This is a genomic window from Psychrobacillus sp. FSL K6-4615 (assembly GCF_038008225.1).
Lineage (GTDB): Bacteria > Bacillota > Bacilli > Bacillales_A > Planococcaceae > Psychrobacillus > Psychrobacillus psychrotolerans.
The window spans coordinates 32,416-57,986 of the sequence record NZ_JBBOYQ010000001.1 but is presented as its reverse complement, the minus strand read 5'-3'; the positions used below and the strand labels follow the sequence as shown (position 1 = coordinate 57,986).

The window sequence follows — 25,571 nt, the reverse complement described above, 5'->3', positions numbered from 1 at the left end:
TCGTGCCAAAGCATCTACTGTATCCATTTTTTTAACGCATAGTAATTTGGGAATTTTTGAAGGGACTCCTGGCACTCTTCACAAATACACTGCACAGTGTAGTCGCCCTCTGCTCCATTTTTAATGTATATATGTTGATCTTCTTTTGTAAGCTCATGTTTTTGTAGAAACTGGTCATCTATGTGATCGAATGGCAACTGCCCAATTTCTGTTTCACAATGGCGACATTTATAACGAATTGGCATAGCCATAAAACCTCCTTTTTAGGAAGTATAGGCTTTTTCTTTACTTTTTATGCACCATTGTATGTATTCATTACATCTAGAAATTTTTTCGTTACCCAATCTTCACATGCATTTGCACTATTCTTTACAGCATGTATCATTTCTATTTTTTCATCTTCACTAAAATTTGATAACACATAGTCCGGAACTTTCATACCATTTTTAGGGCGGTCTACACCAATTCGAATGCGGTTGAATTCTTGTGAGCCTAAGTGTTGGATAATTGACTTAATACCATTGTGTCCACCAGCACTACCTTTTTGTCGAAGTCGTAATTTCCCTACCTGTAAGTCTAAATCATCATAAATAACAACTATTTCATCATCATTTACTTCATAGTAATCCATCATTGGTACAATACATTCGCCAGATAGATTCATATACGTTAATGGTTTTAAAAGCATAATTTTTTCAGTACCAACATGCCCAATACCGTACATCCCATTAAATTTAGACTGTGTAAGTGGTATATCTAATCTCTTAGAAAGTTCATCGATTACATGGAAACCAATATTGTGACGCGTAGCCTCATATTGTTTCCCTGGATTTCCAAGACCAACGATAATTTTCATTCGTTCCATTCCCTTATTACAAGTTTTAATTAATTTTACCATATATAAAACAAAAGAGGTTGCCTAAAGACAACCTCTTTTGTTTTATTATTCTTCTGTTGTTGTTGGTGGTGTTTCTGGCTCTTCCTCAGTATCCTCTGTTTCCTCTTCTACTCGAGGTGCCGATACTGTAACCAATGTATAGTCATCTTCGTTTGTAATTGGATAATCCACTTTTTCTCTAATATCTGCTACGGTCAATGTATCTCCGATAGCCATTCCAGATACATCTATATCAATACTATCTGGAATATCTGAAGGTTTCACTGTAACTGTAAGTTCGCGATTTGGCTGTTGAAGCATACCACCTTCAGAAACACCAACGGAAGTTCCAGTAACATTAACTGCAACATTTACTTCTAACTCTTCTTTCATGTTGATCGCTAAAAAGTCGGCATGTATCATTTGTCCTTTTAGAATATTCGTCTGATAGTCACTCAATACAACGTTTACTGATTTACCATCAATGTCTAATTTCATGACACCATTACGACCAACTTCACGAAGTGTTTTTGTAAAGTCCTTTTCACTAACAGCGATAGACTGAGATTCCACTTCATAACCGTATACTATTGCAGGTATAAACCCACTATTTCGAAGTTTTGCATTTTCTTTTTTATCTCGTTTTTGTGTTTTCACTACTGTACTCATAATATTCTTCATCCTCCTGAATTGCGTTCTATAAATATAAATACCCATCTTCAGGAAAGTTCAAACATTTTAGAAACATTAATCAAACAATGTACTAACTGACTTTTGTTCGAAAACACGTACAATTGCATCGCCTAGTAATTTAGCAACTGACAATTCTTTAATCTTCGGTGACATTTTATCATCCGATAATTGGATTGAGTTTGTAATAACTAGTTCTTTAATAACTGAGTTATCTATACGTTCAATAGCAGGACCGGATAATACTGGATGCGTACAGCAAGCATAAACTTCTTTCGCTCCACTTTCCATCAATGCTGCTGCTGCAATAGAGATAGTTCCAGCTGTATCAATAATATCGTCTATTAGAATAGCCGTTTTCCCTTCAACATTACCTACGATATTCATAACCTCTGCCACATTCGGACGAGGACGACGTTTATCAATAATAGCAATTGGTGCTTTAAGGCGATCTGCCATCTTACGAGCACGAGTAACACCACCGTGATCAGGAGACACGATTACCAATTCTGCCGGGTCAAAGTTTTTACCTAGGAAGTAGTCAGATAAAATTGGTGCTGCAACTAGATGATCAATTGGAATATTAAAGAATCCTTGGATTTGTGGAGCATGTAAATCAAGTACAATTGCACGAGTCGCACCTGCAGTTGTTAATAGATCAGCTACAAGTTTAGCAGTGATTGGTTCACGAGCACGTGCTTTTCTGTCTTGACGTGCATATCCGTAATAAGGAATCACTACACTAATTGTACGAGCTGAAGCACGTTTTAGAGCATCAAGCATTATTAATAGTTCCATAATATGTTCGTTTACAGGACCTGAAGTTGACTGAACAATGAATACATCGCATCCACGAATACTTTCTTCGATATTGATTTGTACTTCACCATCACTAAATCTAGTAACTGTACTTTTACCTAGAGGTACTCCTACTTCTTTTGCGATTTCTTCCGCTAATTCCCTATTGGAATTTAGTGTGAAAATTTTCAACTTCGAATTTGCATATTGTTCTGGCATGATTGTCCTCCTGGATAATGGGTTATTTTATGTTTAGTTTGTTCACATAGCCATCTTTGTTCTCTTGTCGTGCTCTTCCAATTGCAAGTGCTTCACCAGGTACATCCTTTGTAATAGTGGAACCCGCTGCAACATAAGCTTTTTTTCCAATAGTCACTGGTGCTATTAAGTTTGAATTACATCCAACAAATGCATCATCTTCAATTGTTGTGGTAAATTTATTTTTTCCATCATAATTCACTGTAATTGTTCCACAACCCACATTAACATTAGTTCCAATTGAAGCGTCACCCATATAACTTAAATGAGAGATTTTACTTCCGTTGCCAACTGTTGACTTTTTCACTTCAACAAAGTTACCAATCTTCACGTCATTGCCGACATCTGATTGCGGTCGAATATGAGCAAACGGACCGATAGAGGTATGGTCCCCAACTTCGCTGGATAATACTACTGACGAATGTATTGTCGTTTCATCACCTATAGTACTTGATACTATATGGCTATTCGGACCAACTGTACAGTTCATACCAATGGTTGTTTTACCTTCAATGATAACTCCAGGTTGAATGACAGTGTCTGCTCCAATTATAGCTTCACTGCTGATATATGTACTTCTAGGATCGATGATTGTAACCCCTTCACGCATATGGTGTTGGGCAATACGTAAACGCATAGTCTCTTCTGCTTGAGATAATGCGATGCGATCATTCACCCCTAATATTTCTTCAAATTCATCTGCCGCGTACGCTGAGATGATTTCGTTTTCTTTTTGTAAGATTTCTATGACATCCGGCAAATAGTATTCGCCTTGAGAATTATTATTATTAACTAGCTTTAATGATTTAAATAGTGCTTCGTTGTCAAAACAATATGTTCCCGAGTTAATCTCACGTACAAGTTGTTCCTCTACTGTAGCATCTTTTTGCTCTACAATACTTTGAACATTCCCATCTACAGAACGAATAACTCTACCGTAACCTGTGGGATTTTCTGCAATAGCTGTTAAAATTGTTGCTTTTGCTCCTGTAGATTTATGATGCTCCAACAAATCACTCATTGTTTTTGCTGTAATTAGTGGCGTATCACCACAGATAACAATAGTTGTTCCAGATAAGTTCTTTAACACTTCTTCTGCCTGTAAGACTGCATGAGCAGTTCCTAACTGTTTTTCTTGTAAAGCATATTCACTTCTTTCGCCTAGTCGACGTTGTACTTCTTCTGCTCCGTGCCCTACGATTGTGACGATTTTTTTTACACCAAGTAGTTCCATGTTTGTTACTACATGTTCTACCATTGGCTTCCCACATACAGGATGTAATACTTTATATAAACTAGACTTCATACGTGTACCTTTACCAGCTGCTAATACAACCGCATAAGTATTTGTCATTTTTCAAGTTCCCTCCAGTGGGCTAATTTACTCTTTTGACTATAGCCGAAATGAAGCAATATTTCAAGGAAATATCTCTTGACAAATACATGACAAAACAAGTAATATATTTGAATTTCTTAAAGAATCGACTAATCTATACTAGTTTTACTAATGTTTGAGAAATCGACATAAAAAAACCATTTCTCAAAGAAATGGTTTTACTTGCCCTTATACAGTTGGCTCTCCAATTTTTTCTTCTACTTCATTACTTAAATGATAGGCATAAAGAATAGCATCTTGAATTTTTGTACGTGTTCCTACGTTAATAGGGTGAGCAATATCTCTAAACTCGCCTTCTGTTGTCCTTTTGCTTGGCATTGCTACAAACAAGCCATTATTTCCATCTATTACACGAATATCATGGACAACGAACTCATTGTCCAGTGTAATGGAAGCGATAGCCCTCATACGACCATCAGTAGTCACTTTTCGTAATCTTACGTCTGTTACTTCCATTCTCTCACCACCCTTTTTCAAAGTTGCAAATATCTCTTTCATTTGTTATTCCACAAAAACTTCTGAATTCCTTCTTTTTGCAAGAAATATTTTAAATATTTTAAATTATTAATTCTAAAACGATACAAATGGAGATTATAATCAAACAAGTAAGAAAAATCCAGAAGTGAAAAAAGCGTTAAGCAAAAACTCCACAGCAAATCGAGGAGACTTAGGCACCTCTCAAGGAAAGAATCCACCTGAACGGAAGACAGTCAACTGATTATTCATTCTTACAAGTCCCTTAAAACGAAAGACACCTGCTCCTTTAGAGCGAAACCAGTTTATCCCCTTTTCGAGGTACTTTAGACAACCATTTCGATATAGAACTTAGGGATGCTAGTTGGATGCGACTGTCGTCACAACCAACTAGCATCCCTTTTTCAGTAATATTATGGTGTTTTCCTATATCAAAAAAGGCGTTTCCGAGGAAACACCTTTCATCTACTTTTATACTACTGCAATTACTTCTATTTCTACCTTTACGTCTTTTGGTAGTCTCGCAACTTCTACCGCAGAACGTGCAGGCTTGTGACCGTTAAAATGCTTCTCATAAGCTTCGTTAAATTCCGCAAAATCATTCATGTCTTTTAAAAAGACAAGGGTCTTTACTACTTGAGACAAGGAAGAGCCTGCTTCTGTTAAAACTGCCTCTAAATTAGCAAATACTTGAGCTGTTTGCTCTGTAATAGAGCCCTCTACCACTTCTCCTGCAGATGTTAACGGAATTTGACCTGAACTGTAAAACATTCCATTCACAACCATCCCTTGTACATATGGACCGATCGCTGCAGGTGCATTAGTTGTTGATACTGCTTTCATTTAATTTGCCACCTTTCTCAAAGTAATTTCCTTGTGTTAAAGCAATTGTTCCATCTTTTTCATTTACCTCGTGAAGCTTTACTAGAGATAAATAATCATCAACTAATTGTTCCCCTTGATGCTCTGCCTCTACTAGTACAGCTATACCAGCTAACTCACAATTGAATTCTTCTAGCAAGCTCTTCATGCCATTAATAGTTCCTCCGACTTTCATGAAGTCATCCGTGATTAAGACACGTCGCCCTTTTTCCATACTTCTTTTAGAAAGAACCATTGTTTGAATACGTCGTGCTGAGCCAGACACATAATTAATACTTACCGTTGGACCCTCTGTTACTTTACTATCTCTTCGAACAATGACTACAGGTACATTTAAATGTCTTGCTATAGCATGTGCAATTGGAATACCTTTAGTAGCTACCGTCATGATGGCATCAATTTTCGAATTCGCAAATGCAGATGCGAATACTTTACCGATCTTATTCATAAGTGACGGGTTTCCTAACAGGTCCGTCATATATAAATAACCACCTGGTAACAACCGATCCACTTTAGAAAGTTGTGTCATCAAATCTTCCGCTATTTCTAGTACATCTTCTTCTGCTACTGTTGGGATAAACTTGACTCCACCTGCCGCTCCAGGAACAGTGACAAGCAAGCCTCTACCTCTCGCTTCAAATGTTTCTTTTACAATGGTTAAATCTTCACTTATAGAAGACTTAGCAGATTGATATAAATTAGCAAAGTATGTCAAAGGGATTAATTTATGTGGATGCTCCATAAGATATTGAGTCATATCTACAAGCCGTTCACTTCTTTTCCATTTCAAACTATCACCTCCAAAGACGAATGTTTTATAGAAAACTTAACACAAACATCCGGTTTTAAGCAAGTGGTTCCCGATCTCCCATTAATCGAACTGCATATACTTCATCGCAAAATCCGCGAAGCCCATTATATATTCTCTGGACTCTTGTCTCATGATCAACTATTCCAAATACAGTTGGACCACTTCCACTCATTAATACAGCGTCCGCTCCAAATCTTTTCATTTGCTCTTTTAAAACAGCAACCTCTGGATATAGCTTAAGTGTTACATCCTCCAATACGTTTCCGACGGAAGCGCACATTAGATCAAAGTCTTTTTGTTGAATAGATTCTATCATTTTAGTAGTATTCGGATGTTTTATTTCATTTACTTTTAAATTTCCGTAAATATCTGCAGTAGATACCCCTAGCGTCGGCTTAGCAAGAATGATCCAGCAATTAGCAGGCGAAGGAAGTTCTTGTATTCGCTCTCCTCTTCCGGTTGCTAAAGCGGTACCTCCATACACACAAAACGGCACATCTGAACCTATTTTGGTGCCAATTTGAGCAAGCTCGTCCAGGGAAAGACCTAATTCCCAAATAATATTGAGCCCTTTTAAAGTGGCAGCTGCATCACTACTACCACCCGCTAGACCAGCGGCTACAGGTATATTCTTTTCGATTGTTATAGAAACTCCCTTTTTCACTCGATAGGTTTCTTTTAGAATCTTTGCAGCTTGATATGCTAAATTCCGATGATCGTTTGGAACAAAGCGATCTACTGATAATATATGTATTGCTCCATCTTCTCTTACCTCTAGTCCTATACGGTCTGCTAAATCCACGGTAGTCATAATCATTTCAACTTCATGGTAACCATCTGGACGCTTATGTAATACATCTAATGTTAAGTTTATTTTAGCAGGTGCTTTTACGTAATACATTTCCATCTGCTCCTTCCCCCAAATATGTTGTCCCCTATTTTAACACAGTGTATAAGGAATACGGAAGTGAGATTAAGCTTCTCTTCTTTGATAGAACCTAGGGAAGGAGTAGAAAGGAAGTGAAGCTTATTTATAATCTATGAGATTACTTACTTCTTCTATCAATGTGAATTACACAATAGACATTTAAAAGGGTAAGCACATTAGATCTACCCCTCTTAAATGTGCTTATACATTAAAAGAAAAGACGGATTTCTCCGCCTTTTCTTTTTGCTAGTTGCTCTTTAGTTTCTTCTCGTGCGCATTTTTACGTTAATTTCGGTAAATGATTATTTACTTTGGTGATCTTGCTTGCTGTTCGGCCATTTCAATTGCTCGTTTTACCATATTACCTGCATCACGTGATTTAATTCCTCCCCAGCCCTCGGTTTTGACTACATCATAAAATCCAAGATCTTTGGCTATCTCTTCTTTTAATTCTTTAGACATTATCCCTTTTCTAGACATAGGTGAATCCTCCTTTGGAACAACTAGCTTTTTTAGTATGTCCACAAATCAAAAGAAAACCCCTTTTCTATTTAATAAAATAGAAAAGGGGTTTTTAAAATTATAAAAAAATAAAAGTTCTAAATATCATTTTACAACTATTAAATTATTTGCTTCGTCAAAAATAGTGATTTCTACTGCTTCAGTCAAAACATCTGCATAACTATAAGATACACGTTCAAAAGAGTTTTCATCTTGATCTAAATCGATAACAAATACTGCATGATATGTCTCTCTAAGTACACCTGCACGCTCAATTGTTTTCTTACGTCCTCCGTTTGCTTTTAATTGCAAACGTTTGCCTAAATGATGATCTAATGACTTCTTAATATCAGCTAAAGTTTTTGTCATTTCGCATACACCTCACTAATAACTATCTTACCACCTTTTTATATTTTTGTCAAACAAAATATTTTATCAATCATTATGCATACTTGTCAACGTTTTTATTTGTTTGAGGTGCTCATTTTTTTTATAAATATTACTTATTTTGTAACAAGTAGCATTAATGAAATTCTGCATATAGTTCATTGGATAATTTCCCGAACTCCTCAATGCTTAAAGTTTCTCCACGTCTCGTTGGATCCACCCCTACTTTTTCTAGCGCTTGGATGATTAAATCCTTCTTAGCTTTTCCATTAGGAAGGGATGATTGTAGATTGTTAATAATCGTTTTTCTTCGTTGAACAAAAGAACCACGAGAAACTTTAAATAAAAACTCTTCATCAATGACTTGAACCGGTGGCACCTCACGTCGAGTAAGTTTTATAACCGCTGAGTCAACATTTGGTTGTGGCATAAACACTGCTTTTGGAACAATCATTGCGATTTCTGTTTGCATATAGTACTGAATAGCAATAGATAGTGATCCGTATGCTTTCGTTCCCGGAGATGCCGTGATTCGATCAGCTACTTCCTTTTGCATCATGACCACCAACCCACGGATAGGTAGACGATCCATTAAAAGTTTCAATAATATTGGAGTTGTAACGTAGTAAGGTAAATTGGCAACCACCATAACGTCTTTGTAATCTTGAAGCTGTTCTTCAAAAATTTGTTTCACATCTACTTCTAAAATATCTGCATGAATAACATCTACGTTGTCATATGGAGATAAAGTATCTGCTAAAACTGGTAGCAGCCTTTGGTCGATTTCAAATGCAACCACTTTTCCTGCTGCTCTTGCTAGATGCTCTGTTAATGCTCCAATTCCAGGCCCAATTTCAATTGCTGCCGAATCCTTCGTAAGATCTGCATGACTGACAATATTACGTAATATATTTGGATCTATTAAAAAGTTTTGCCCTAAGCTTTTTTTGAATGAGAAACCATATTTTTTTAATATCTCTTGTGTCCGTATTGGTGTAGCTATATCTTTTTGCATATTTTATTTTTCCTCCATATTGAGTTGTGCTATCGCTTCTTCCACTTGCTGTTGGCTAATCTGAAAAATAGATAGTCGTTTCTGTAGCTGTTTTCCATTAGTGTAGCCTATTTTCAATAGTTCACCCAACCTTGTTCTTCTTTCCTTCGCATGGGGATGACCTATTAGTTGTCCGTCTATTAAAATAGACAACGGGATTTCTAAAAACGTTTCTGTGTCTGATTTTGGGGTATAAACATTAGAAAGAGCAGTACGAATATCTTCATCTTTCGCGTGTTCAATCCCTAAACCCTTGCCGTTTTTCGCAATCGTTTTTTCCTTGGATAAAAATGCATGTTTTACACCCGGAACCTGTTCTTCGATAATAGCACGAATACGTCTTCCTGGATAATCAGGATCAGTAAAGACAATGACGCCACGTTTATCTTGAGCATGACTTATTTTCATAAGCGTTTCTTTAGAAATGGCTGAACCATTCGTTTCAATAGTATCTGCCTCTACAGCACGTTTTATGGCAGTTGTATCATCTTTTCCTTCTACAACTATTATTTCTTTTATTTGCAACCGGTTTTCCTCTTCTCTTTCTTTTTGCTATAGCTATCATAACGCAAAAAAGCTCTCCCAATCAATGAAAGGGAAAGCTATAACATTAGTTTAAAACTTTTACACGTACTTTTTTACGACCGAAGTCATATGCCTGTGATTTAGAAGCCATGAAAAGGTCAATCTTATTCCCTTTGATAGCTCCCCCAGTATCCCCAGCTACCGCATGACCATAGCCCTCTACCCATACTTTTGAACCCAGTGGAATAACACTAGGGTCTACGGCAATAACCTTCAAATTAGGATTAGTCTTCAAATTCATCCCTGTCGCAGTTACGCCAGAACAGCCATTACAATAAGCAGTATATGCCGTCGCAGTTACATAAAACTCTTTCCCTCCAGATGGAGCTGCTGCTGAGTTTGTTCCACGCGAAACACTAGCAGTCATTACTTTCGTTCCAACTGCCACTACTTTTTTAGTGGGTTCTTTAATTATCTTCTCACTCATCATATTACGAGAAATCTCTTTACCATTTTCTTTCACTACTTCATAAGTCCGTGAAACCGTTCCATTTACACCTTGTTGTACTACTTTTTCTTTCCCTTTTAGTAGCGAGTCTTCTTTTTTCGTTTCTACAGCAAAGTTTGTTGCTTCCTCAACTACATCGGTGACCTTTTCTACTCGCACTACTTGTATTATAGAATTAGGAGCTATTGATTCATCCATTTTCTGTTCTACTCGGTCGAATTCACTCAATTGAATGTTTTGTTGTTTTAAAAAGTCAGCGACCGTAGTCGAAGTGGACCGTACCTTCTTCTCTTCACCACCATCTAAAAGCGTTATTTCAAATGCTTTTTCAATAGCAATATTGTTATCAGGTCCAACCTCTGCATCTGCAGCAGGTGTTATTGCATCATGTTCAGTAACTGCAACATTAGCCTTCGCGAGTATTTCTGAAACTAAATCTTCAGTAGTTGTAAGAGTTTGAATTTCTCCGTCTACTGATATTTTTATCTGTCTTGCCTGCTCCCACTCAATCGATAAATTATTTTCGATTGAAGTGTTCACTGAGGGATGTAAAAAGTCTTCATTGGCTACTACTATTTTGTGATCCTTTAATAATTCACCAACTGTATTTGCATGCGTTAATATTTCTTGTTGTTTGCCATCAACTGTTAAAGCAACAGTTTTCTTTGTTCCTTCGAATAAAACGAAAGAAATCACTGCAAGAAACAATAGTAAAGATACTATACTTACTAAGGTTTGCTTGCTCCTCAATGAATTAAAGAACAGATTTTTCATGGGATTATGTAACATGAAAAACGCCTCCTTGTTCACTGAAGTGATTATATAGAGTCCCAAAGAGCTTGTCAACCGATTAGGTTAACTCGCTAATTAAAAGGTATAAATTATACACCTCTTAATTAACGCTTTTTTACTTTGCTAAATTAAAGAACCTTTCTGCATTTTTGGTGGTTGCTTCAGCGACCTCTTCAATTGAAATTCCTTTTAACCGCGCTATTTCCTCGGCAACAAGTGGTACAAGTGCGGGTTCATTTCTTTTTCCTCGATGTGGATGCGGAGCTAGATATGGTGCATCTGTTTCGATCAACAAATACTCCAGTGGAATTTCTGCTGCAACCTCTTTAGGTTTCTTTGCATTTTTAAACGTTACAGGTCCTCCAAGTGATATCATAAAATTCATATCTATACATTGCTTTGCTGTTTCAACACTTCCCCCAAAACAATGCATGATACCTCCTGTAAGATACGCTTCTTCTTCTTGTAAAATACGAATCACATCTTCTGTTGCGTCGCGATTATGAATAATAATTGGTAATTTTACTTTTTGAGCCAACCTTATTTGTTTCCGAAATACCTCTTGTTGAATATCTTTAGGAGATTTATCCCAATGATAATCCAGTCCCATTTCCCCTATGCCTACAACCTTTTCATGTGCCGCAAGTTCTTCAATCCATCTTAAATCTTCTTCTGTACAATCAATCGCATCGACAGGATGCCATCCAACTACAGCATAGATAAAAGAATATTCTTCCACTAACTTCATAGCTCTTTCAATTGTGATACGATCGAACCCAATAACGACCATTTTTTTTACATTAGCTTCCAAAGCACGATCAATCACTTCCTGTAAATCTTCTTCATACTGATCTGCATTTAAATGTACATGTGTATCGATAAACATATGAACTACTCCCTGCCTTTTATAGGTTAAATTACACTCTTTTTAATACTATTTTAGTAATACTTTCTTCAAATTGTCCTTTTCTCTAATAAGGGTTACAGTAATATGCAATGTATTAAATAGTATTCCAAAATATTATATGAATAAAAATAGACCTGTCTAAAAATGACAGGTCTATTTAGAAATTTATTTCACTTGAGCGCCATTTTCAAGATTTTCATCTACTGTAGCTAAAGTCAGATAACCATTTTTTTCACCAGCAAGAATCATTCCTTGAGATAACTCTCCTCTTAACTTCACTGGTTTGAGATTTGCTACTACAATTACTTTTTTACCAATAACCTCATCCGGTTTAAAATGCTGTGCAATACCTGAAATTACTTGACGCTTTTCATACCCCATATCTAATTGCAACTTTAATAATTTATCCGCTTTAGGCACTGCTTCACAAGATAATACTGTTGCAACGCGTAAGTCTACTTTAAAAAAGTCATCAATTGTTATTTCTTCTACCTTAGGTTCCTCTTCTTTTTCTTCTTCCTGAGGAGTTTGAACTGAACCTAGCATTTGTTCACGAATATAAGCTACTTCAACTTCAACATCTAGTCTCGGGAAAATAGGAACCCCTGTTTTTATAACTGTTATACCGTCATTAATAACATTAAATGATCCTAAATTGTCCCATTTTAAATAATCCTCAGTAAAACCAAGTTGCTCTGCAATTTGTTTTGGACTATTGGTCATAAAGGGTTGAGCTAGTGTTGCAATTTGACGAAGACTTTCTGCCAAATGAGTCATAACAGACGCTAATTGTCCTCGAGTAGTTTCATCTTTCGCAAGTACCCAAGGTTGAGTTTCATCAATATACTTATTAGTGCGTGAAACTAAAGCCCATAAATCTCCAAGTACTAAGCTAAACTGCATATTCTCCATATTTTCCTGATATTTATCGATTGTGCTTTTGGCAAAGTTCTGGAGAGTTGCATCAAACTCGGTTGTTTCACTTAGATTTACTGGAATTTTACCATCAAAGTATTTATTGATCATCGAAACAGTTCTATTCAACAAATTTCCTAAGTCATTTGCAAGGTCAAAGTTTGTTCTCTCTACGAAAGACTCTGGAGAAAATACCCCATCTTGACCAAAAGGAAGTTCGCGCAATAGGAAATAGCGTGTTGCATCTAATCCATAACGTTCCACTAACACTTCTGGATAAACGACATTTCCTTTGGATTTAGACATTTTACCGTCTTTCATCATGATAAATCCATGAGCAAAAATCTTTTTAGGTAGCGGTAAATCTAAAGCCATTAGGAATATTGGCCAATAGATTGTGTGGAAACGGACAATGTCTTTACCTACTACATGAACATCCGCAGGCCAGAACTTTTGGAATAAGGAATCATCATCTGATAGATAACCTAATGAAGTAATATAATTTGTTAAAGCATCTACCCACACATAGATTACATGTCTTGGATCGCTAGGCACTTTTATACCCCAATCGAAGGATGTTCTTGATACCGATAAATCTTCTAAACCTGGTTTAATGAAGTTATTGATCATTTCATTTTTTCTAGATTCTGGCTCTATAAAATCTACATTTTCCTCATAATACTTCAACAAACGGTCAGCATACTTTTTCATATTAAAGAAGTATGATTCTTCCTTTACTTTTTGAACTGGACGACCGCAATCTGGACAGTTTCCTTCTAATAACTGAGTCTCGGTGAAAAAGGATTCACAAGGTGTACAATACCATCCTTCATATTCTCCCTTGTAAATATCTCCATTATCCAAGAACTTCTGGAATATTTTTTCCACTACTTTTGTATGACGTTCTTCCGTTGTTTGGATAAAATCATCATAGGAAATATCCATTAAAGCCCAAACATTTTTTGCAGCCTCTGCAATTTCATTTACATAAATTTGAGGTTCTTTTCCCGCTTCTTGAGCTTTTTCTTGGATTTTTTGACCGTGCTCATCCATTCCGGTTAAGAAACGAACTTCATACCCTCTAAGTCTTTTATATCTTGCCATCGCATCGGAAGCAACGGTTGTATATGCGGTACCAATATGAAATTTTCCACTCGGATAATAAATCGGCGTTGTTATATAGAATGTTTTCTGTTGATCTTTCAATGTAAAGATGCCTCCAATGTTGATTCTCTTTATTCTTTATTCTATCTAAATGAAGAGTTTGTTTCAATCAATTCATTTATACAGTCTTGTCGAACGATAATTATAAAATAATTAATTTCAAAAAAATAGATAATATATCAAAATAATTCCTATTTACATAATAAATAAGCATTTTTTTAACAAAAAATAGACTTATTATCAAATTTATATCGTTGCTCTCTCTTTCGCTAAAGCATTAATTATTGACGGAAATGGGAGTACTTGGTATGATATATTACATAAAAGAGGTTTATGTCGAATCTTGGCGAAAAATATGCACTCTTGAGAGGAGAATAATTTTCATATGAAATCTACAGGTATTGTACGTAAGGTTGATGAATTAGGTCGTGTAGTTATTCCAATTGAATTACGTCGCACGCTTGGTATTGCTGAAAAAGACGCATTAGAGATTTACGTAGATGATGATAAAATCATTCTAAAAAAATATATGCCAAATATGACTTGTGCTGTAACTGGTGAAGTATCAGATGACAACCTACGTCTAGTTGGTGGAAAACTGATTTTAAGCCCAGAAGGTGCAGAATTACTAATTAAAGAGATTCAAAATAACATTAAGTAATTTTGAAATTCCAATAGTTACATATAATTTTTGTAAAAACCGCAAACTTAACTAAGTTTGCGGTTTTTTTATAATTAAATAGAATAAAGAGTAGATCCTATGATCTTATTCCTCCACAAAACTCTTCTCAGAAGAACGTCGGGGGGCTCACCTAGGCGTACAATTTTCTATTCTACATGGTAGTTTTGATATACTTCTCGTTTAGACAGTCCTCTTTGAATCGCAACTTCTTTAATAGCTTCTTTTGAAGTATATTGTTTCTCTGCTATTAAGCGATCCACATGCTCTTCTAAGGTGAGTTCTGACCACCATTGTGCTTCATCACTTGTTTCTGAAACCTCTTCGTTCCCTTCTAAAACAATACAGAATTCTCCCCGTATCTCTGCCTGCTCCACCCACTCAACAGCCTCGTCAATTGTACCTCTTAAAAACTCTTCAAACTTCTTTGTTAGCTCGCGTGCTAATACGATTTTGCGAGTTCCTTCCATTATAGATTGCATATCCCGTAATGATTCTTTTAAACGGTGTGGTGACTCATATAAAATCACGGATTCCTGTCTTTTTTGCAACTTTTCAATTTCTGCTTTTCTTTCTTTTTTATTTCGACTTAAAAAGCCATAAAAGAAAAAGGGCTGTGTCGAAAGTCCGGATGCTATAAGTGCACTTAATGCAGCGTTTGCACCCGGGATTGGTACAACCGCAAAACCTTCTTGAACTGCTTTAGCAACAATATCTGCTCCAGGATCAGAAATACAAGGAAGACCCGCATCACTAACCAATGCTATGCTTTTACCTTCTCTTAATAATTCTAATAATTTTTCTCCACCAACTTGTAAGTTATGATCATGATAACTTAACAGTGGTGTAGAAATTTCAAAGTAGTTACACAGTTTCTTGGTATTTCTTGTATCCTCTGCTGCAATAATATCTACCTCTTTTAATATGCGAATAGCCCTCATCGTCATATCTTCTAAGTTACCAATGGGTGTTGCAACTAAATACAAGCAGCTACCCTGTTCGTGTTCGGTCGATTTCTGAGATTTAATCATTTACTTGCCCCCATATATGTTATTTTTTGTTTTCTCGTCAGCTGCTTAAATGCATATTCAGCTTGCATAGCCTCTTGCTTAGTTTCATACAATTCACTGTATATACAAGTGACTGGCCGTTTGGCTCGAGTATATTTTGCTCCCTTGCCTTCATTATGTACCTTCACTCTTTTCGCTAGGTCATTTGTATAACCGGCATAATAAGATCCATCTTTGCATTCCAAGACGTAAAAAGTATGCTGTTTTTCACTCTTTTCCATACAGCATCTCTTTAACTTCTTGCGTGTATTTACCATCGTCTCCATACACGTATAGAGGTGCTAGTATTTTCAAATCAGATTTTCCATCCTTTATACCTTCTATTAACAACGTATTAGCTTCTTTTCCTTCTTTTGGATAGACGAAGCGGATTCGCTTTGGTTCTAAACGATTCGCTCTCATTGCAGTGACGATATCTAAAAGTCTCCCGGGACGATGAACAAAAGCAGCTTTTCCACCTTGTTTTAATAATTCACTAGCTGATTGAACCGCTTCATCTAGAGTAAGGTGAATTTCATGTCGGGCAATTGCTAAATGCTCTTTTAAGTTTTTCTCACTTGCCTCATGAGCTGGAAAATAAGGTGGATTACAAGTAACAACATCAAACTTTTCTGAACCAAGCTCTCTCGCAATCCCTTTAACGTCAGCTTCCACAATAGTAATCTGGTTGGTCAGATTATTAAATTGAACACTTCTCGTAGCCATATCTGCTAATCTTTCTTGTAATTCCACTCCAATAATTTCTACATTTGTTCGCGCGCTTAAAAATAATGGAATTGCTCCATTTCCTGAACAAATATCGATGATTTTACCTCTTTTCATCGGTACATATGCAAACCTTGCTAGCAACACTGCATCTAAAGAAAAAGAGAAGACAGAAGGACTTTGAATAATACGTAAATCTTCTGCCAACAAATAATCTAGTCGTTCGTCATCCTTTAACCATTGTTCCATATTTATTACCCCCAAGCAAAACAAAAGACTGACACCCACTTATGGAGTGGCATCAGTCAATTGTTTAGATGTTTTGTTTGTTTAAAAATGAAAGACAAAATAGACAATCTTCTTCTTTACGAGAACTTCCAAAATGAACGTGACACACATGGTAGCCTTCTTGGTATAGCCGAGCTAGATTATCATGGCCCTCTCCTACATCAAGTTTATGCAATTTCTCATCTCGTAATTTCTCAATCATTGCTTCTTTTTCATGTATTTCATCGAGTCGTTGTCTTAAATGATTATTCTCTTGTTGTAGCGCTTCACGTTCTTCAACCATTATCGCCACAAATTCTTTTAAAGCGCGAAATTGCAGCTGCGTGGACTCTAATTGTTTTTCAAAATCTATAATTGTATCAAAAAAATTGCGGTCCATCACACATTCACCTCATTGCCCCGACCATTGCACTTGATTTGTCGCATGGTTTGTAATTTCTTCTAACGTATAATCTAGAACACGTTGTGGATCAGGTAACTCTATACGTAAAACTCGCTCTAAAATATTCATACTTACTACTCGACCTAAGCCATCAGGAGTTTCAACTTTATCTCCAATATCCGGCATCTGTTCTCTAGCAGTTTCATATTCATCGTTCTCATACTTTAAGCAGCACATCAGACGTCCACATAATCCAGAAATCTTAGATGGATTAAGTGATAGGTTTTGATCTTTTGCCATTTTTATAGAAACCGGCTCGAAATCACCTAAAAATGTTGAACAGCAAAGCATTCGGCCACAAGGACCTATGCCACCTAACATTTTCGCTTCATCACGAACTCCAATTTGTCTAAGCTCAATACGAGTTCTAAATACGGATGCTAAATCTTTAACCAAATCTCGGAAGTCTACGCGACCTTCTGCGGTAAAATAAAAAATAATCTTATTTCGGTCGAATGTATACTCAACATCTACCAGCTTCATTTCTAGGTTTCTTTCGATAATCTTTTCCGTCCCTAGTGCAAGAGCTTGGGCTGACTCTAATCTATTTTCCTCTACTTGGATGCGATCTTTATCAGTAGAAGGCCTAACTACTTGTTTTAGAGGAAGCACAACGTCATGTTCCTCAACTTGCTTAATCGGAACTACAACTTTACCATACTCTACGCCTCTAGCTGTTTCGACGATTACATAATCATCTTTCACTAAAGCAAATTCTACTGGATCAAAATAATATATTTTACCCGCTTTTTTAAAACGGACTCCTACAACATTATACAAAAGTAAATCCCTCCTGCAGGTTAAGCATTAACTGCTCCATCATCAGTGTCCGGTTCATATTTTTATGCAAGTTTTGTTTTGCATGTAAAATCATTTCTAATTGCTTTGATAATTGCTCATACGTTGTTTGCAGAGCAATTTGTTTCCAATAAGAAATCATATCTGGAAAAGTACAATCTGCGATGGGACTTGCTTTTATAGCTACTATATCACGATATGCAAATAGTAGTAAATCTAACGCTTGTTCAGCCTGCTCTTTCTCTTTGAGCAAAGGTCCAAAATCTTCGTGAATACACATCAATGCATCCTGAACACTTCTTCCATTCGCTTCAACCAATTTTAACACTGATTTCCTTACAAGTCCAAACTGCTCATCTTTCGCCAAGTTAATTGCTTCTTCTACTTGATTCGTCATTTTAGAAACTGTAGATGCCATGGAGTCAGTGATTCCCTCTTGTATTAACTTCTGTTTTAAGATAGCAGTTGGCATTGGAGATAAACTTAAATGCTGACATCTTGATCGAATAGTCGGAAGTAATGCATGCATTTTATCTGTTAAAAGAATCGCCGTTATCTCGCTTTGAGGTTCCTCTAAAAACTTTAATAATGTGTTTGCAGCACTTGCATTTAGTTGATCTGCATGATGTATTACATATATTTTTCTTTGCTTTTCAATAGTTGTTTTACTTAGAGCATGAACCAGTTCATCTACTTGTCCCTTTTTTATAAACTGACCATCCGGTTCTAGTTGCATATAGTTAAGGTGATTGAAGGATTTTAATCTTTTACATGATCGACATGTTTCACATGGAACATTATTTACGGGACTTTCACAAAAAAGAAGCTGAACGAAAAATTGCATTACTTTCACTTTCCCAGTTCCTTTAGCCCCTTCTAGAATATAGGCATGTCCGATTCGGTTTTTAGAGACAATTGTTTGAATTTGTTTAACTACGGTAGGTTGTAATCTTTCTACATCCTCTATCGACCAGTTTTCCATAACCTTCACCTCTTTCTATAGAAAAGAAAAATTACTTATGTAAGAAACAACTTGTTTTTCTGCAGCAATCTTCGTGTAAGTATATACTTTCTTGTGAAAAATCCCGCGTTTCGCAGTAAGCGAAAACACGGGAAACTTACGTGTATAAATTGATCAGTAATCCTTTTATCTCCCCAATTTTATCCAATAAGTCTATTGAACTTTTTTCTTGGTTTAAGATTTCTTCTGCCAATTCAACTAATTTTTCGTCGATTGTTTCAACAAGTTTCAATTTTCTACCTTCACCGAAACGATTCCATGTATGGGACTGCTTTAACCCCATTCCAAAATCTACGGCTTCGTGTAAAAATTTTCGGATAAGCATTTTAAATTTTGCCATATCACGTAAGTTGCGGGAACGTGCGAGACGATCTCCAGCTGTGGAAATGTCTCCTAGTAGTCTTGTCATCGTATCTGTCTGCATGCGTTGTTCTTGTTTTATAATCATTTGGCCAAATTTTACTGACTGATTTCCATTCTGCATAGCGTCTTTTCGTATATTATCTATGCCGACTCGCATATCTTGGTTAATCTTCACTGTTTACTTCTCCTTCCTTCATTATTAAAAATGATGGAATTGTTCAATTGGGAGTACGAATACTGTAGCCCCTCCAACCTCAACCTCAACAGGATAAGGAATATACGAATCTGCATTTCCCCCCATTGGAGACACAGGCGCTACCATCTGCTCTCTCGCTCTACAATTATCTCTTATAAGCTCTAAAGCTGAAGCAACTAGAGAATCATCGGTACCGATTAGAAATGTAGTATTCCCAGATCTTAAGAAACCACCTGTACTCGCCAGTTTTGTTGCTCTAAACTTTGCCTTTGTTAATGCATTAGACAACCGATTACTATCCTGATCCTGAACTACCGCTACTATCAATTTCATCGATACTCACCCCTATTAATATTTTTTCTTTATTATACCACGAATTATCTAATTATTTCTAACTCACGTTTGATGATTACATATGTTTCGTCTAAAACGTTCTCAATTGTTTGTGAGGCATCGATTACTTGTATACGTTCCGGGTATTTTTCAACTAATGACAAATAACCTGCCCGTACTTTTTGATGGAATGCTAAATTTTCTACATCTAATCGATTTTTTTCTCGTTCCGTATGAGCATTTATTCTAGCTAGTCCTACTGCTGGATCAATATCAAATAGCAATGTTTTTTCTGGCATTGTGTCTCCGATAGCAAACTTATTAATAGCCCATATCTCTTCTACGCCAATACCACGAGCAAACCCTTGATATGCCAAGGAACTATCAATAAATCGATCACAAATCACAATTTTCCCAGCTGCTAACGCTGGAAGAACCTTCTCTACTAAATGTTGTCTCCTAGCCGCAGCATATAATAGTGCTTCTGTACGGCTTTCCATCATTGTATGCTCATTATTCAAGATTATGTCCCGAATCTTTTCAGAAATCATAATACCACCAGGCTCCCGAGTCATTACTACCTCGTAGCCTTCATCTATTAGTCGTTCACCCAATAAATTCATAACAGTTGTTTTTCCTGCACCTTCTGGACCTTCACTTGTTATAAAATACCCTTTTTTTTGCACAGTTACTCCTCCACAACATATATTAACTTTTCTTCTAATTGATGCTCCCCTTGAAATGAAGCACCTTTTTCAATCCATACCTCTAATTCGGTTAGAATGGGAACAGTAATTTTTTCCCCTGGTAGAAGTAGTGGAATCCCAGGGGGGTAGGGAACAATCATCCCCTTGGCTATCCTACCGATTGACCTTGCATAAGGAATCCATTCTCCTTGTTTCTCATTGACTAGTTCTAAATGCATCTGTAAGGTAGAAATAGTTTTTTGTTCCATGTAAAGTGTGCTACTCGTATACTCTGGAGTCTCTTTTTTTAAGTCCTCTACAGCATATTTCATTCGTTTTCTAATCTCTGCAAACGGAAATTCATGTTCTACTTTTAGTAAAGGAAGAATAAGCAAGACTTGATATATATCAGCAAGCTCAACATATATATTTTGTTTTTCAAAAGCTTGCTGCACTTGAAACCCAGAATATTTTCCGACTCGTATTAACAGTTTTAAGGGGTCGTCTACTTGGACTACCTCTATTAATGGTATAGTTTCTAATGCATCTATAAACACTTCTCTTCTATCCAACAACTGTTTATAATCCATCGGGCTATATCTTTCCACATAACTTCTTGCATCATCAAGAGAGGCTAAGATTAAATAGGAAGGACTACTGGATTGTAACATTCTTAAGTATTTATTAACTCTCTTACTTTCAATCAAGTGAGAGCGAATATGTATATATGAACCCATTGTTAGCGAAGGTAGTGTTTTATGAGCTGATTGGACAACCACATCAGCTCCATATAACAAAGCTGACTTTGGAAACTCTTTATTTGACTGGAAATGTGCGCCATGTGCCTCATCTACTAGCACAGGCATTTCCAGACTATGACATAGGTTAATGATCTCCTCTAAGTCCCGAGAACAAACTCCATAATAGTTTGGATAGGTTAGGACAACTGCTTTAGCAAAAGGATACTGTTGAATTGCTTCTTCAATTACCTCTAATGGTACATATGATGCCGTCTTACTATGTTCATCCCATATAGGTGATACATAAATTGGCTCTGCGCCCACCAGTTCAATTGCATGAAAAATAGATTTGTGCGCATTCCGTTGCACAATAATTTGTTCACCGTACTGGCAAGTTGCATATATCATAGCTAAATTTCCAATAGTCGTTCCATTTACTAAAAAGAAACTGTCATTGGTGTTATATAGTCTAGTAAGTAACTCTTCTGCTTCTTTAATTGCTTCTTTTGGATGGTGATAATCATCTAATCCATCTAACTCAGTTAAATCATATTGCATCGAATTGCTAATAAGTTGTGGTAGATTGGATAAAAGTCCATGTTTATGTCCAGGCACATGAAAAGAAATCGACTTTTTCTTATGAAATTGCTCCAATGCCTCAACTAATGGTCTTTTTTCTTGCATTATATTTACCTCACAATACGTTCTAATTTCTTTCTCTATTATACATGAATTGTCCTTAAGTTTAAAAAGTGTCCTGCAAACACTGGATTCATAAGAGAGGAAAAAATGAAAAATACTCCTTGTTTCCGTTTCAACACACTTTCAATCTTAGGTAGTGTAGAGCATATACAAGTAGGTGGACGCTTCCACGGGCACTCCAATCAATACAGGGTATAGTACTTCATTAGTAAAGGTTGGACCATGGTCGTCTATTTTTTTGATTCAGTATAGAAAAAAGAAGTCGTTACCGATATAACTCGGTAACGACTTCTTTTTGGTGCCCAGCGACGTCCTACTCTCACAGGGGGAGACCCCCAACTACCATCGGCGCTGAAGAGCTTAACTTCCGTGTTCGGTATGGGAACGGGTGTGACCTCTTCGCCATCATCACTAGACTCTTTCGGCTTCCAATACACATCGTACTTCTTCGTCAACTTCATTCGTTCGGTCAGTCACATACGGTAGTATGTTCCTTTCCTCTCTCAATTGTTTCCTCGAATTACTCGTGTCTTGAAACCCTCATGTAAAATAGAGTGCTTGTTCACTCAAAACTGGATAAACGACATTGTTACGTTAAACAAAATTTGGTTAAGTCCTCGATCGATTAGTATTCGTCAGCTGCACGTGTCGCCACGCTTCCACCCCGAACCTATCTACCTCATCGTCTTTGAGGGATCTTACTTACTTGCGTAATGGGAAATCTCATCTTGAGGGGGGCTTCGTGCTTAGATGCTTTCAGCACTTATCCCGTCCACACATAGCTACCCAGCGATGCTCTTGGCAGAACAACTGGTACACCAGCGGTGTGTCCATCCCGGTCCTCTCGTACTAAGGACAGCTCCTCTCAAATTTCCTACGCCCACGACGGATAGGGACCGAACTGTCTCACGACGTTCTGAACCCAGCTCGCGTACCGCTTTAATGGGCGAACAGCCCAACCCTTGGGACCGACTACAGCCCCAGGATGCGATGAGCCGACATCGAGGTGCCAAACCTCCCCGTCGATGTGGACTCTTGGGGGAGATAAGCCTGTTATCCCCGGGGTAGCTTTTATCCGTTGAGCGATGGCCCTTCCATGCGGAACCACCGGATCACTAAGCCCGTCTTTCGACCCTGCTCGACTTGTAGGTCTCGCAGTCAAGCTCCCTTCTGCCTTTACACTCTTCGAATGATTTCCAACCATTCTGAGGGAACCTTTGGGCGCCTCCGTTACACTTTAGGAGGCGACCGCCCCAGTCAAACTACCCGCCTGACACTGTCTCCTACCCGGGTTACGGGTATGGGTTAGAATTTCAATACAACCAGGGCAGTATCCCACCGACGCCTCCTCCGAAGCTGGCGCTCCGGGCTCTAAGGCTCCTGCCTATCCTGTACAAGTTGCACCAAAATTCAATATCAAGCTATAGTAAAGCTCCACGGGGTCTTTCCGTCCTGTCGCGGGTAACCTGCATCTTCACAGGTACTATAATTTCACCGAGTCTCTCGTTGAGACAGTGCCCAGATCGTTACGCCTTTCGTGCGGGTCGGAACTTACCCGACAAGGAATTTCGCTACCTTAGGACCGTTATAGTTACGGCCGCCGTTTACTGGGGCTTCAATTCGCACCTTCGCTTGCGCTAAGCACTCCTCTTAACCTTCCAGCACCGGGCAGGCGTCAGCCCATATACTTCACCTTACGGTTTTGCATAGACCTGTGTTTTTGCTAAACAGTCGCCTGGGCCTATTCACTGCGGCTCTTCTAGGCTATGAACCCAAAAGAGCACCCCTTCTCCCGAAGTTACGGGGTCATTTTGCCGAGTTCCTTAACGAGAGTTCTCTCGCTCACCTTAGGATTCTCTCCTCGACTACCTGTGTCGGTTTGCGGTACGGGCACCTTTCACCTCGCTAGAGGCTTTTCTTGGCAGTGTGAAATCAGGAACTCTAGACATACGTCCTCGCCATCACAGCTCAATGTTAAAGAATGCGGATTTGCCTACATTCACACCTTACTGCTTGGACATGCATAACCAACAGCATGCTTACCCTATCCTTCTGCGTCCCCCCATTACTCAAACGGTGGTTTGGTGGTACAGGAATATCAACCTGTTATCCATCGCCTACGCCTATCGGCCTCGGCTTAGGTCCCGACTAACCCTGAGCGGACGAGCCTTCCTCAGGAAACCTTAGTCATACGGTGGACGGGATTCTCACCCGTCTTTCGCTACTCATACCGGCATTCTCACTTCTAAGCGCTCCACCAGTCCTTCCGGTCTGACTTCAACGCCCTTAGAACGCTCTCCTACCACTGATACCAAAGGTATCAATCCACAGCTTCGGTGATTTGTTTAGCCCCGATACATTTTCGGCGCAGCGTCACTCGACCAGTGAGCTATTACGCACTCTTTAAATGATGGCTGCTTCTAAGCCAACATCCTGGTTGTCTAAGCAACGCCACATCCTTTTCCACTTAACAAATACTTTGGGACCTTAGCTGGTGGTCTGGGCTGTTTCCCTCTTGACTACGGATCTTATCACTCGCAGTCTGACTCCCAAACATAAATCATTGGCATTCGGAGTTTGTCTGAATTCGGTAACCCGGGATGGGCCCCTAGTCCAAACAGTGCTCTACCTCCAAGATTCTAACGTTTGAGGCTAGCCCTAAAGCTATTTCGGAGAGAACCAGCTATCTCCAGGTTCGATTGGAATTTCTCCGCTACCCACACCTCATCCCCGCACTTTTCAACGTGCGTGGGTTCGGACCTCCAGTAAGTGTTACCTTACCTTCATCCTGGACATGGGTAGATCACCTGGTTTCGGGTCTACGACCACATACTCATTCGCCCTATTCAGACTCGCTTTCGCTGCGGCTCCGTCTTCTCGACTTAACCTTGCATGGGATCGTAACTCGCCGGTTCATTCTACAAAAGGCACGCTATCACCCATTAACGGGCTCTAACTACTTGTAGGCACACGGTTTCAGGATCTATTTCACTCCCCTTCCGGGGTGCTTTTCACCTTTCCCTCACGGTACTGGTTCACTATCGGTCACTAGGTAGTATTTAGCCTTGGGAGATGGTCCTCCCAGATTCCGACGGAATTTCACGTGTTCCGCCGTACTCAGGATACACTCAAGAGAGAATGAATTTTAGACTACGGGGCTTTTACCCTATCCTGCGGACCTTTCCAGATCGCTTCGTCTAACTCATTCCTTTGTAACTCTATGTAGAGTGTCCTACAACCCCAAAAGGCAAGCCTTTTGGTTTGGGCTATTCCCGTTTCGCTCGCCGCTACTCAGGGAATCGAATTTTCTTTCTCTTCCTCCAGGTACTTAGATGTTTCAGTTCCCTGGGTGTGTCTCAGATGCGCTATGTATTCACGCAAATGTACTGCTCCATTACGAACAGTGGGTTTCCCCATTCGGAAATCTCCGGATCAAAGCTCACTTACAGCTCCCCGAAGCATATCGGTGTTAGTGCCGTCCTTCGTCGACTCCTAGTGCCAAGGCATTCACCGTGCGCCCTTATTAACTTAACCTAAAAGTTAAAAAGTCTTACACGTCATGATTACGTAAATAATCACAACAGAATTTCTTGTTGTTTATTGTTTCAATGTCGTTTTATCCAGTTTTCAAAGAACAAGAGTTGAATCTTCATATAAAATGAACATTCAAAACTGAACTGC

General features: G+C 38.2%; 27 protein-coding genes and 2 rRNA genes. 1 reads left to right on the top strand and 28 read right to left on the bottom strand.

Annotated features, from left to right (window positions below; all coding sequences use genetic code 11):
* Positions 1–14: 14 nt before the first annotated feature.
* From MKX53_RS00280 to metG, 16 genes are all read right to left on the bottom strand, one after another.
* Entirely contained in the window at positions 15–251 is a 237-nt protein-coding gene (locus tag MKX53_RS00280) for an anti-sigma-F factor Fin (protein WP_340908256.1), read from the bottom strand.
* A 41-nt stretch (positions 252–292) separates the two neighbouring features.
* The gene (gene pth, locus MKX53_RS00275; protein ID WP_340764317.1) at positions 293–856 is read right to left on the bottom strand and encodes an aminoacyl-tRNA hydrolase; all 564 of its coding nucleotides are present in this window, start codon (positions 854–856) and stop codon (positions 293–295) included.
* An 87-nt stretch (positions 857–943) separates the two neighbouring features.
* The gene (locus tag MKX53_RS00270) at positions 944–1,546 is read right to left on the bottom strand and encodes a 50S ribosomal protein L25/general stress protein Ctc (RefSeq protein WP_340908254.1); all 603 of its coding nucleotides are present in this window, start codon (positions 1,544–1,546) and stop codon (positions 944–946) included.
* Between the two features lie 78 nt (positions 1,547–1,624).
* Positions 1,625–2,584, bottom strand: a complete 960-nt coding sequence (locus tag MKX53_RS00265; protein ID WP_093538639.1) for a ribose-phosphate diphosphokinase — start codon at positions 2,582–2,584, stop codon at positions 1,625–1,627.
* Between the two features lie 22 nt (positions 2,585–2,606).
* On the bottom strand, positions 2,607–3,977 hold the full coding sequence (gene glmU, locus MKX53_RS00260; RefSeq protein WP_340908252.1) for a bifunctional UDP-N-acetylglucosamine diphosphorylase/glucosamine-1-phosphate N-acetyltransferase GlmU: 1,371 nt from the start codon (positions 3,975–3,977) through the stop codon (positions 2,607–2,609).
* A gap of 210 nt (positions 3,978–4,187) precedes the next feature.
* On the bottom strand, positions 4,188–4,475 hold the full coding sequence (spoVG, locus tag MKX53_RS00255) for a septation regulator SpoVG (protein WP_340913189.1): 288 nt from the start codon (positions 4,473–4,475) through the stop codon (positions 4,188–4,190).
* A gap of 489 nt (positions 4,476–4,964) precedes the next feature.
* Positions 4,965–5,336 (bottom strand): RidA family protein, encoded by a 372-nt coding sequence (locus MKX53_RS00250; RefSeq protein WP_093538637.1) that lies wholly within the window; start codon positions 5,334–5,336, stop codon positions 4,965–4,967.
* Entirely contained in the window at positions 5,314–6,165 is an 852-nt protein-coding gene (gene purR, locus MKX53_RS00245; RefSeq protein ID WP_340908249.1) for a pur operon repressor, read from the bottom strand. The genes MKX53_RS00250 and purR overlap by 23 nt, the downstream gene beginning before the upstream one ends.
* Positions 6,166–6,220: 55 nt before the next feature.
* On the bottom strand, positions 6,221–7,087 hold the full coding sequence (ispE, locus tag MKX53_RS00240) for a 4-(cytidine 5'-diphospho)-2-C-methyl-D-erythritol kinase (RefSeq protein ID WP_340913187.1): 867 nt from the start codon (positions 7,085–7,087) through the stop codon (positions 6,221–6,223).
* Positions 7,088–7,420: 333 nt separating this feature from the next.
* Positions 7,421–7,594, bottom strand: coding sequence for a small, acid-soluble spore protein, alpha/beta type (locus tag MKX53_RS00235; RefSeq protein ID WP_093538635.1), 174 nt, complete (start codon positions 7,592–7,594; stop codon positions 7,421–7,423).
* Between the two features lie 126 nt (positions 7,595–7,720).
* Positions 7,721–7,984, bottom strand: coding sequence for a biofilm formation stimulator Veg (veg, locus tag MKX53_RS00230; RefSeq protein WP_093538634.1), 264 nt, complete (start codon positions 7,982–7,984; stop codon positions 7,721–7,723).
* Positions 7,985–8,138: 154 nt separating this feature from the next.
* Positions 8,139–9,017 (bottom strand): 16S rRNA (adenine(1518)-N(6)/adenine(1519)-N(6))-dimethyltransferase RsmA, encoded by an 879-nt coding sequence (rsmA, locus tag MKX53_RS00225; RefSeq protein WP_340908247.1) that lies wholly within the window; start codon positions 9,015–9,017, stop codon positions 8,139–8,141.
* A gap of 3 nt (positions 9,018–9,020) precedes the next feature.
* On the bottom strand, positions 9,021–9,581 hold the full coding sequence (rnmV, locus tag MKX53_RS00220) for a ribonuclease M5 (protein ID WP_340908245.1): 561 nt from the start codon (positions 9,579–9,581) through the stop codon (positions 9,021–9,023).
* Positions 9,582–9,666: 85 nt separating this feature from the next.
* Positions 9,667–10,878, bottom strand: coding sequence for a ubiquitin-like domain-containing protein (locus MKX53_RS00215; RefSeq protein ID WP_340908243.1), 1,212 nt, complete (start codon positions 10,876–10,878; stop codon positions 9,667–9,669).
* A gap of 118 nt (positions 10,879–10,996) precedes the next feature.
* Positions 10,997–11,767 (bottom strand): TatD family hydrolase, encoded by a 771-nt coding sequence (locus MKX53_RS00210; RefSeq protein ID WP_093538630.1) that lies wholly within the window; start codon positions 11,765–11,767, stop codon positions 10,997–10,999.
* 186 nt (positions 11,768–11,953) lie between these two features.
* Positions 11,954–13,909, bottom strand: a complete 1,956-nt coding sequence (gene metG / locus MKX53_RS00205) for a methionine--tRNA ligase (protein ID WP_340908241.1) — start codon at positions 13,907–13,909, stop codon at positions 11,954–11,956.
* A gap of 343 nt (positions 13,910–14,252) precedes the next feature.
* On the opposite strand from metG, the gene MKX53_RS00200 reads away from it, so the two are divergent.
* Complete coding sequence (locus MKX53_RS00200) at positions 14,253–14,528, top strand: AbrB/MazE/SpoVT family DNA-binding domain-containing protein (protein WP_093538628.1); 276 nt, start codon at positions 14,253–14,255, stop codon at positions 14,526–14,528.
* 167 nt (positions 14,529–14,695) lie between these two features.
* Here MKX53_RS00200 and rsmI read toward each other — a convergent pair whose 3' ends face one another.
* The 12 genes from rsmI to MKX53_RS00140 form a co-directional block, all read right to left on the bottom strand.
* Positions 14,696–15,574: a 16S rRNA (cytidine(1402)-2'-O)-methyltransferase gene (gene rsmI / locus MKX53_RS00195; protein ID WP_340913184.1), complete on the bottom strand. Its 879-nt coding sequence runs from the start codon at positions 15,572–15,574 to the stop codon at positions 14,696–14,698.
* On the bottom strand, positions 15,574–15,837 hold the full coding sequence (locus MKX53_RS00190; protein ID WP_093538627.1) for a GIY-YIG nuclease family protein: 264 nt from the start codon (positions 15,835–15,837) through the stop codon (positions 15,574–15,576). Before MKX53_RS00190 ends, rsmI begins: the two co-directional genes overlap by 1 nt.
* Complete coding sequence (locus MKX53_RS00185; protein WP_340908238.1) at positions 15,824–16,570, bottom strand: tRNA1(Val) (adenine(37)-N6)-methyltransferase; 747 nt, start codon at positions 16,568–16,570, stop codon at positions 15,824–15,826. The genes MKX53_RS00190 and MKX53_RS00185 overlap by 14 nt, the downstream gene beginning before the upstream one ends.
* Positions 16,571–16,634: 64 nt before the next feature.
* Entirely contained in the window at positions 16,635–16,988 is a 354-nt protein-coding gene (gene yabA, locus MKX53_RS00180) for a DNA replication initiation control protein YabA (protein WP_175496343.1), read from the bottom strand.
* Between the two features lie 12 nt (positions 16,989–17,000).
* Entirely contained in the window at positions 17,001–17,831 is an 831-nt protein-coding gene (locus MKX53_RS00175; protein ID WP_093538624.1) for a PSP1 domain-containing protein, read from the bottom strand.
* Positions 17,824–18,831, bottom strand: a complete 1,008-nt coding sequence (gene holB / locus MKX53_RS00170) for a DNA polymerase III subunit delta' (RefSeq protein WP_340908236.1) — start codon at positions 18,829–18,831, stop codon at positions 17,824–17,826. Before holB ends, MKX53_RS00175 begins: the two co-directional genes overlap by 8 nt.
* 136 nt (positions 18,832–18,967) lie before the next feature.
* Complete coding sequence (locus tag MKX53_RS00165; protein WP_340908234.1) at positions 18,968–19,408, bottom strand: YaaR family protein; 441 nt, start codon at positions 19,406–19,408, stop codon at positions 18,968–18,970.
* Positions 19,409–19,432: 24 nt separating this feature from the next.
* A complete protein-coding gene (locus MKX53_RS00160) occupies positions 19,433–19,762 on the bottom strand; it encodes a cyclic-di-AMP receptor (protein WP_093276576.1) in 330 nt (109 codons plus the stop codon).
* Positions 19,763–19,806: 44 nt separating this feature from the next.
* Positions 19,807–20,448: a dTMP kinase gene (gene tmk, locus MKX53_RS00155; protein WP_340908232.1), complete on the bottom strand. Its 642-nt coding sequence runs from the start codon at positions 20,446–20,448 to the stop codon at positions 19,807–19,809.
* A gap of 2 nt (positions 20,449–20,450) precedes the next feature.
* Complete coding sequence (locus MKX53_RS00150; protein WP_340908231.1) at positions 20,451–21,872, bottom strand: aminotransferase class I/II-fold pyridoxal phosphate-dependent enzyme; 1,422 nt, start codon at positions 21,870–21,872, stop codon at positions 20,451–20,453.
* 318 nt (positions 21,873–22,190) lie between these two features.
* A 5S ribosomal RNA gene (rrf, locus tag MKX53_RS00145) occupies positions 22,191–22,306 on the bottom strand.
* A gap of 189 nt (positions 22,307–22,495) precedes the next feature.
* Positions 22,496–25,424 (bottom strand): 23S ribosomal RNA (locus tag MKX53_RS00140).
* Between the last annotated feature and the right edge of the window lie 147 nt (positions 25,425–25,571).

Bases quoted from the DNA above. Each gene is read 5' to 3' on its own strand.
- MKX53_RS00280 (WP_340908256.1), bottom strand. From the start codon at position 251: ATGGCTATGCCAATTCGTTATAAATGTCGCCATTGTGAAACAGAAATT.
- pth (WP_340764317.1), bottom strand. From the start codon at position 856: ATGAAAATTATCGTTGGTCTTGGAAATCCAGGGAAACAATATGAGGCT.
- MKX53_RS00270 (WP_340908254.1), bottom strand. From the start codon at position 1,546: ATGAGTACAGTAGTGAAAACACAAAAACGAGATAAAAAAGAAAATGCA.
- MKX53_RS00265 (WP_093538639.1), bottom strand. From the start codon at position 2,584: ATGCCAGAACAATATGCAAATTCGAAGTTGAAAATTTTCACACTAAAT.
- glmU (WP_340908252.1), bottom strand. From the start codon at position 3,977: ATGACAAATACTTATGCGGTTGTATTAGCAGCTGGTAAAGGTACACGT.
- spoVG (WP_340913189.1), bottom strand. From the start codon at position 4,475: ATGGAAGTAACAGACGTAAGATTACGAAAAGTGACTACTGATGGTCGT.
- MKX53_RS00250 (WP_093538637.1), bottom strand. From the start codon at position 5,336: ATGAAAGCAGTATCAACAACTAATGCACCTGCAGCGATCGGTCCATAT.
- ispE (WP_340913187.1), bottom strand. From the start codon at position 7,087: ATGTATTACGTAAAAGCACCTGCTAAAATAAACTTAACATTAGATGTA.
- MKX53_RS00235 (WP_093538635.1), bottom strand. From the start codon at position 7,594: ATGTCTAGAAAAGGGATAATGTCTAAAGAATTAAAAGAAGAGATAGCC.
- veg (WP_093538634.1), bottom strand. From the start codon at position 7,984: ATGACAAAAACTTTAGCTGATATTAAGAAGTCATTAGATCATCATTTA.
- rsmA (WP_340908247.1), bottom strand. From the start codon at position 9,017: ATGCAAAAAGATATAGCTACACCAATACGGACACAAGAGATATTAAAA.
- MKX53_RS00215 (WP_340908243.1), bottom strand. From the start codon at position 10,878: ATGTTACATAATCCCATGAAAAATCTGTTCTTTAATTCATTGAGGAGC.
- MKX53_RS00210 (WP_093538630.1), bottom strand. From the start codon at position 11,767: ATGTTTATCGATACACATGTACATTTAAATGCAGATCAGTATGAAGAA.
- MKX53_RS00200 (WP_093538628.1), top strand. From the start codon at position 14,253: ATGAAATCTACAGGTATTGTACGTAAGGTTGATGAATTAGGTCGTGTA.
- MKX53_RS00190 (WP_093538627.1), bottom strand. From the start codon at position 15,837: ATGGAAAAGAGTGAAAAACAGCATACTTTTTACGTCTTGGAATGCAAA.
- MKX53_RS00185 (WP_340908238.1), bottom strand. From the start codon at position 16,570: ATGGAACAATGGTTAAAGGATGACGAACGACTAGATTATTTGTTGGCA.
- yabA (WP_175496343.1), bottom strand. From the start codon at position 16,988: ATGGACCGCAATTTTTTTGATACAATTATAGATTTTGAAAAACAATTA.
- holB (WP_340908236.1), bottom strand. From the start codon at position 18,831: ATGGAAAACTGGTCGATAGAGGATGTAGAAAGATTACAACCTACCGTA.
- MKX53_RS00160 (WP_093276576.1), bottom strand. From the start codon at position 19,762: ATGAAATTGATAGTAGCGGTAGTTCAGGATCAGGATAGTAATCGGTTG.
- MKX53_RS00150 (WP_340908231.1), bottom strand. From the start codon at position 21,872: ATGCAAGAAAAAAGACCATTAGTTGAGGCATTGGAGCAATTTCATAAG.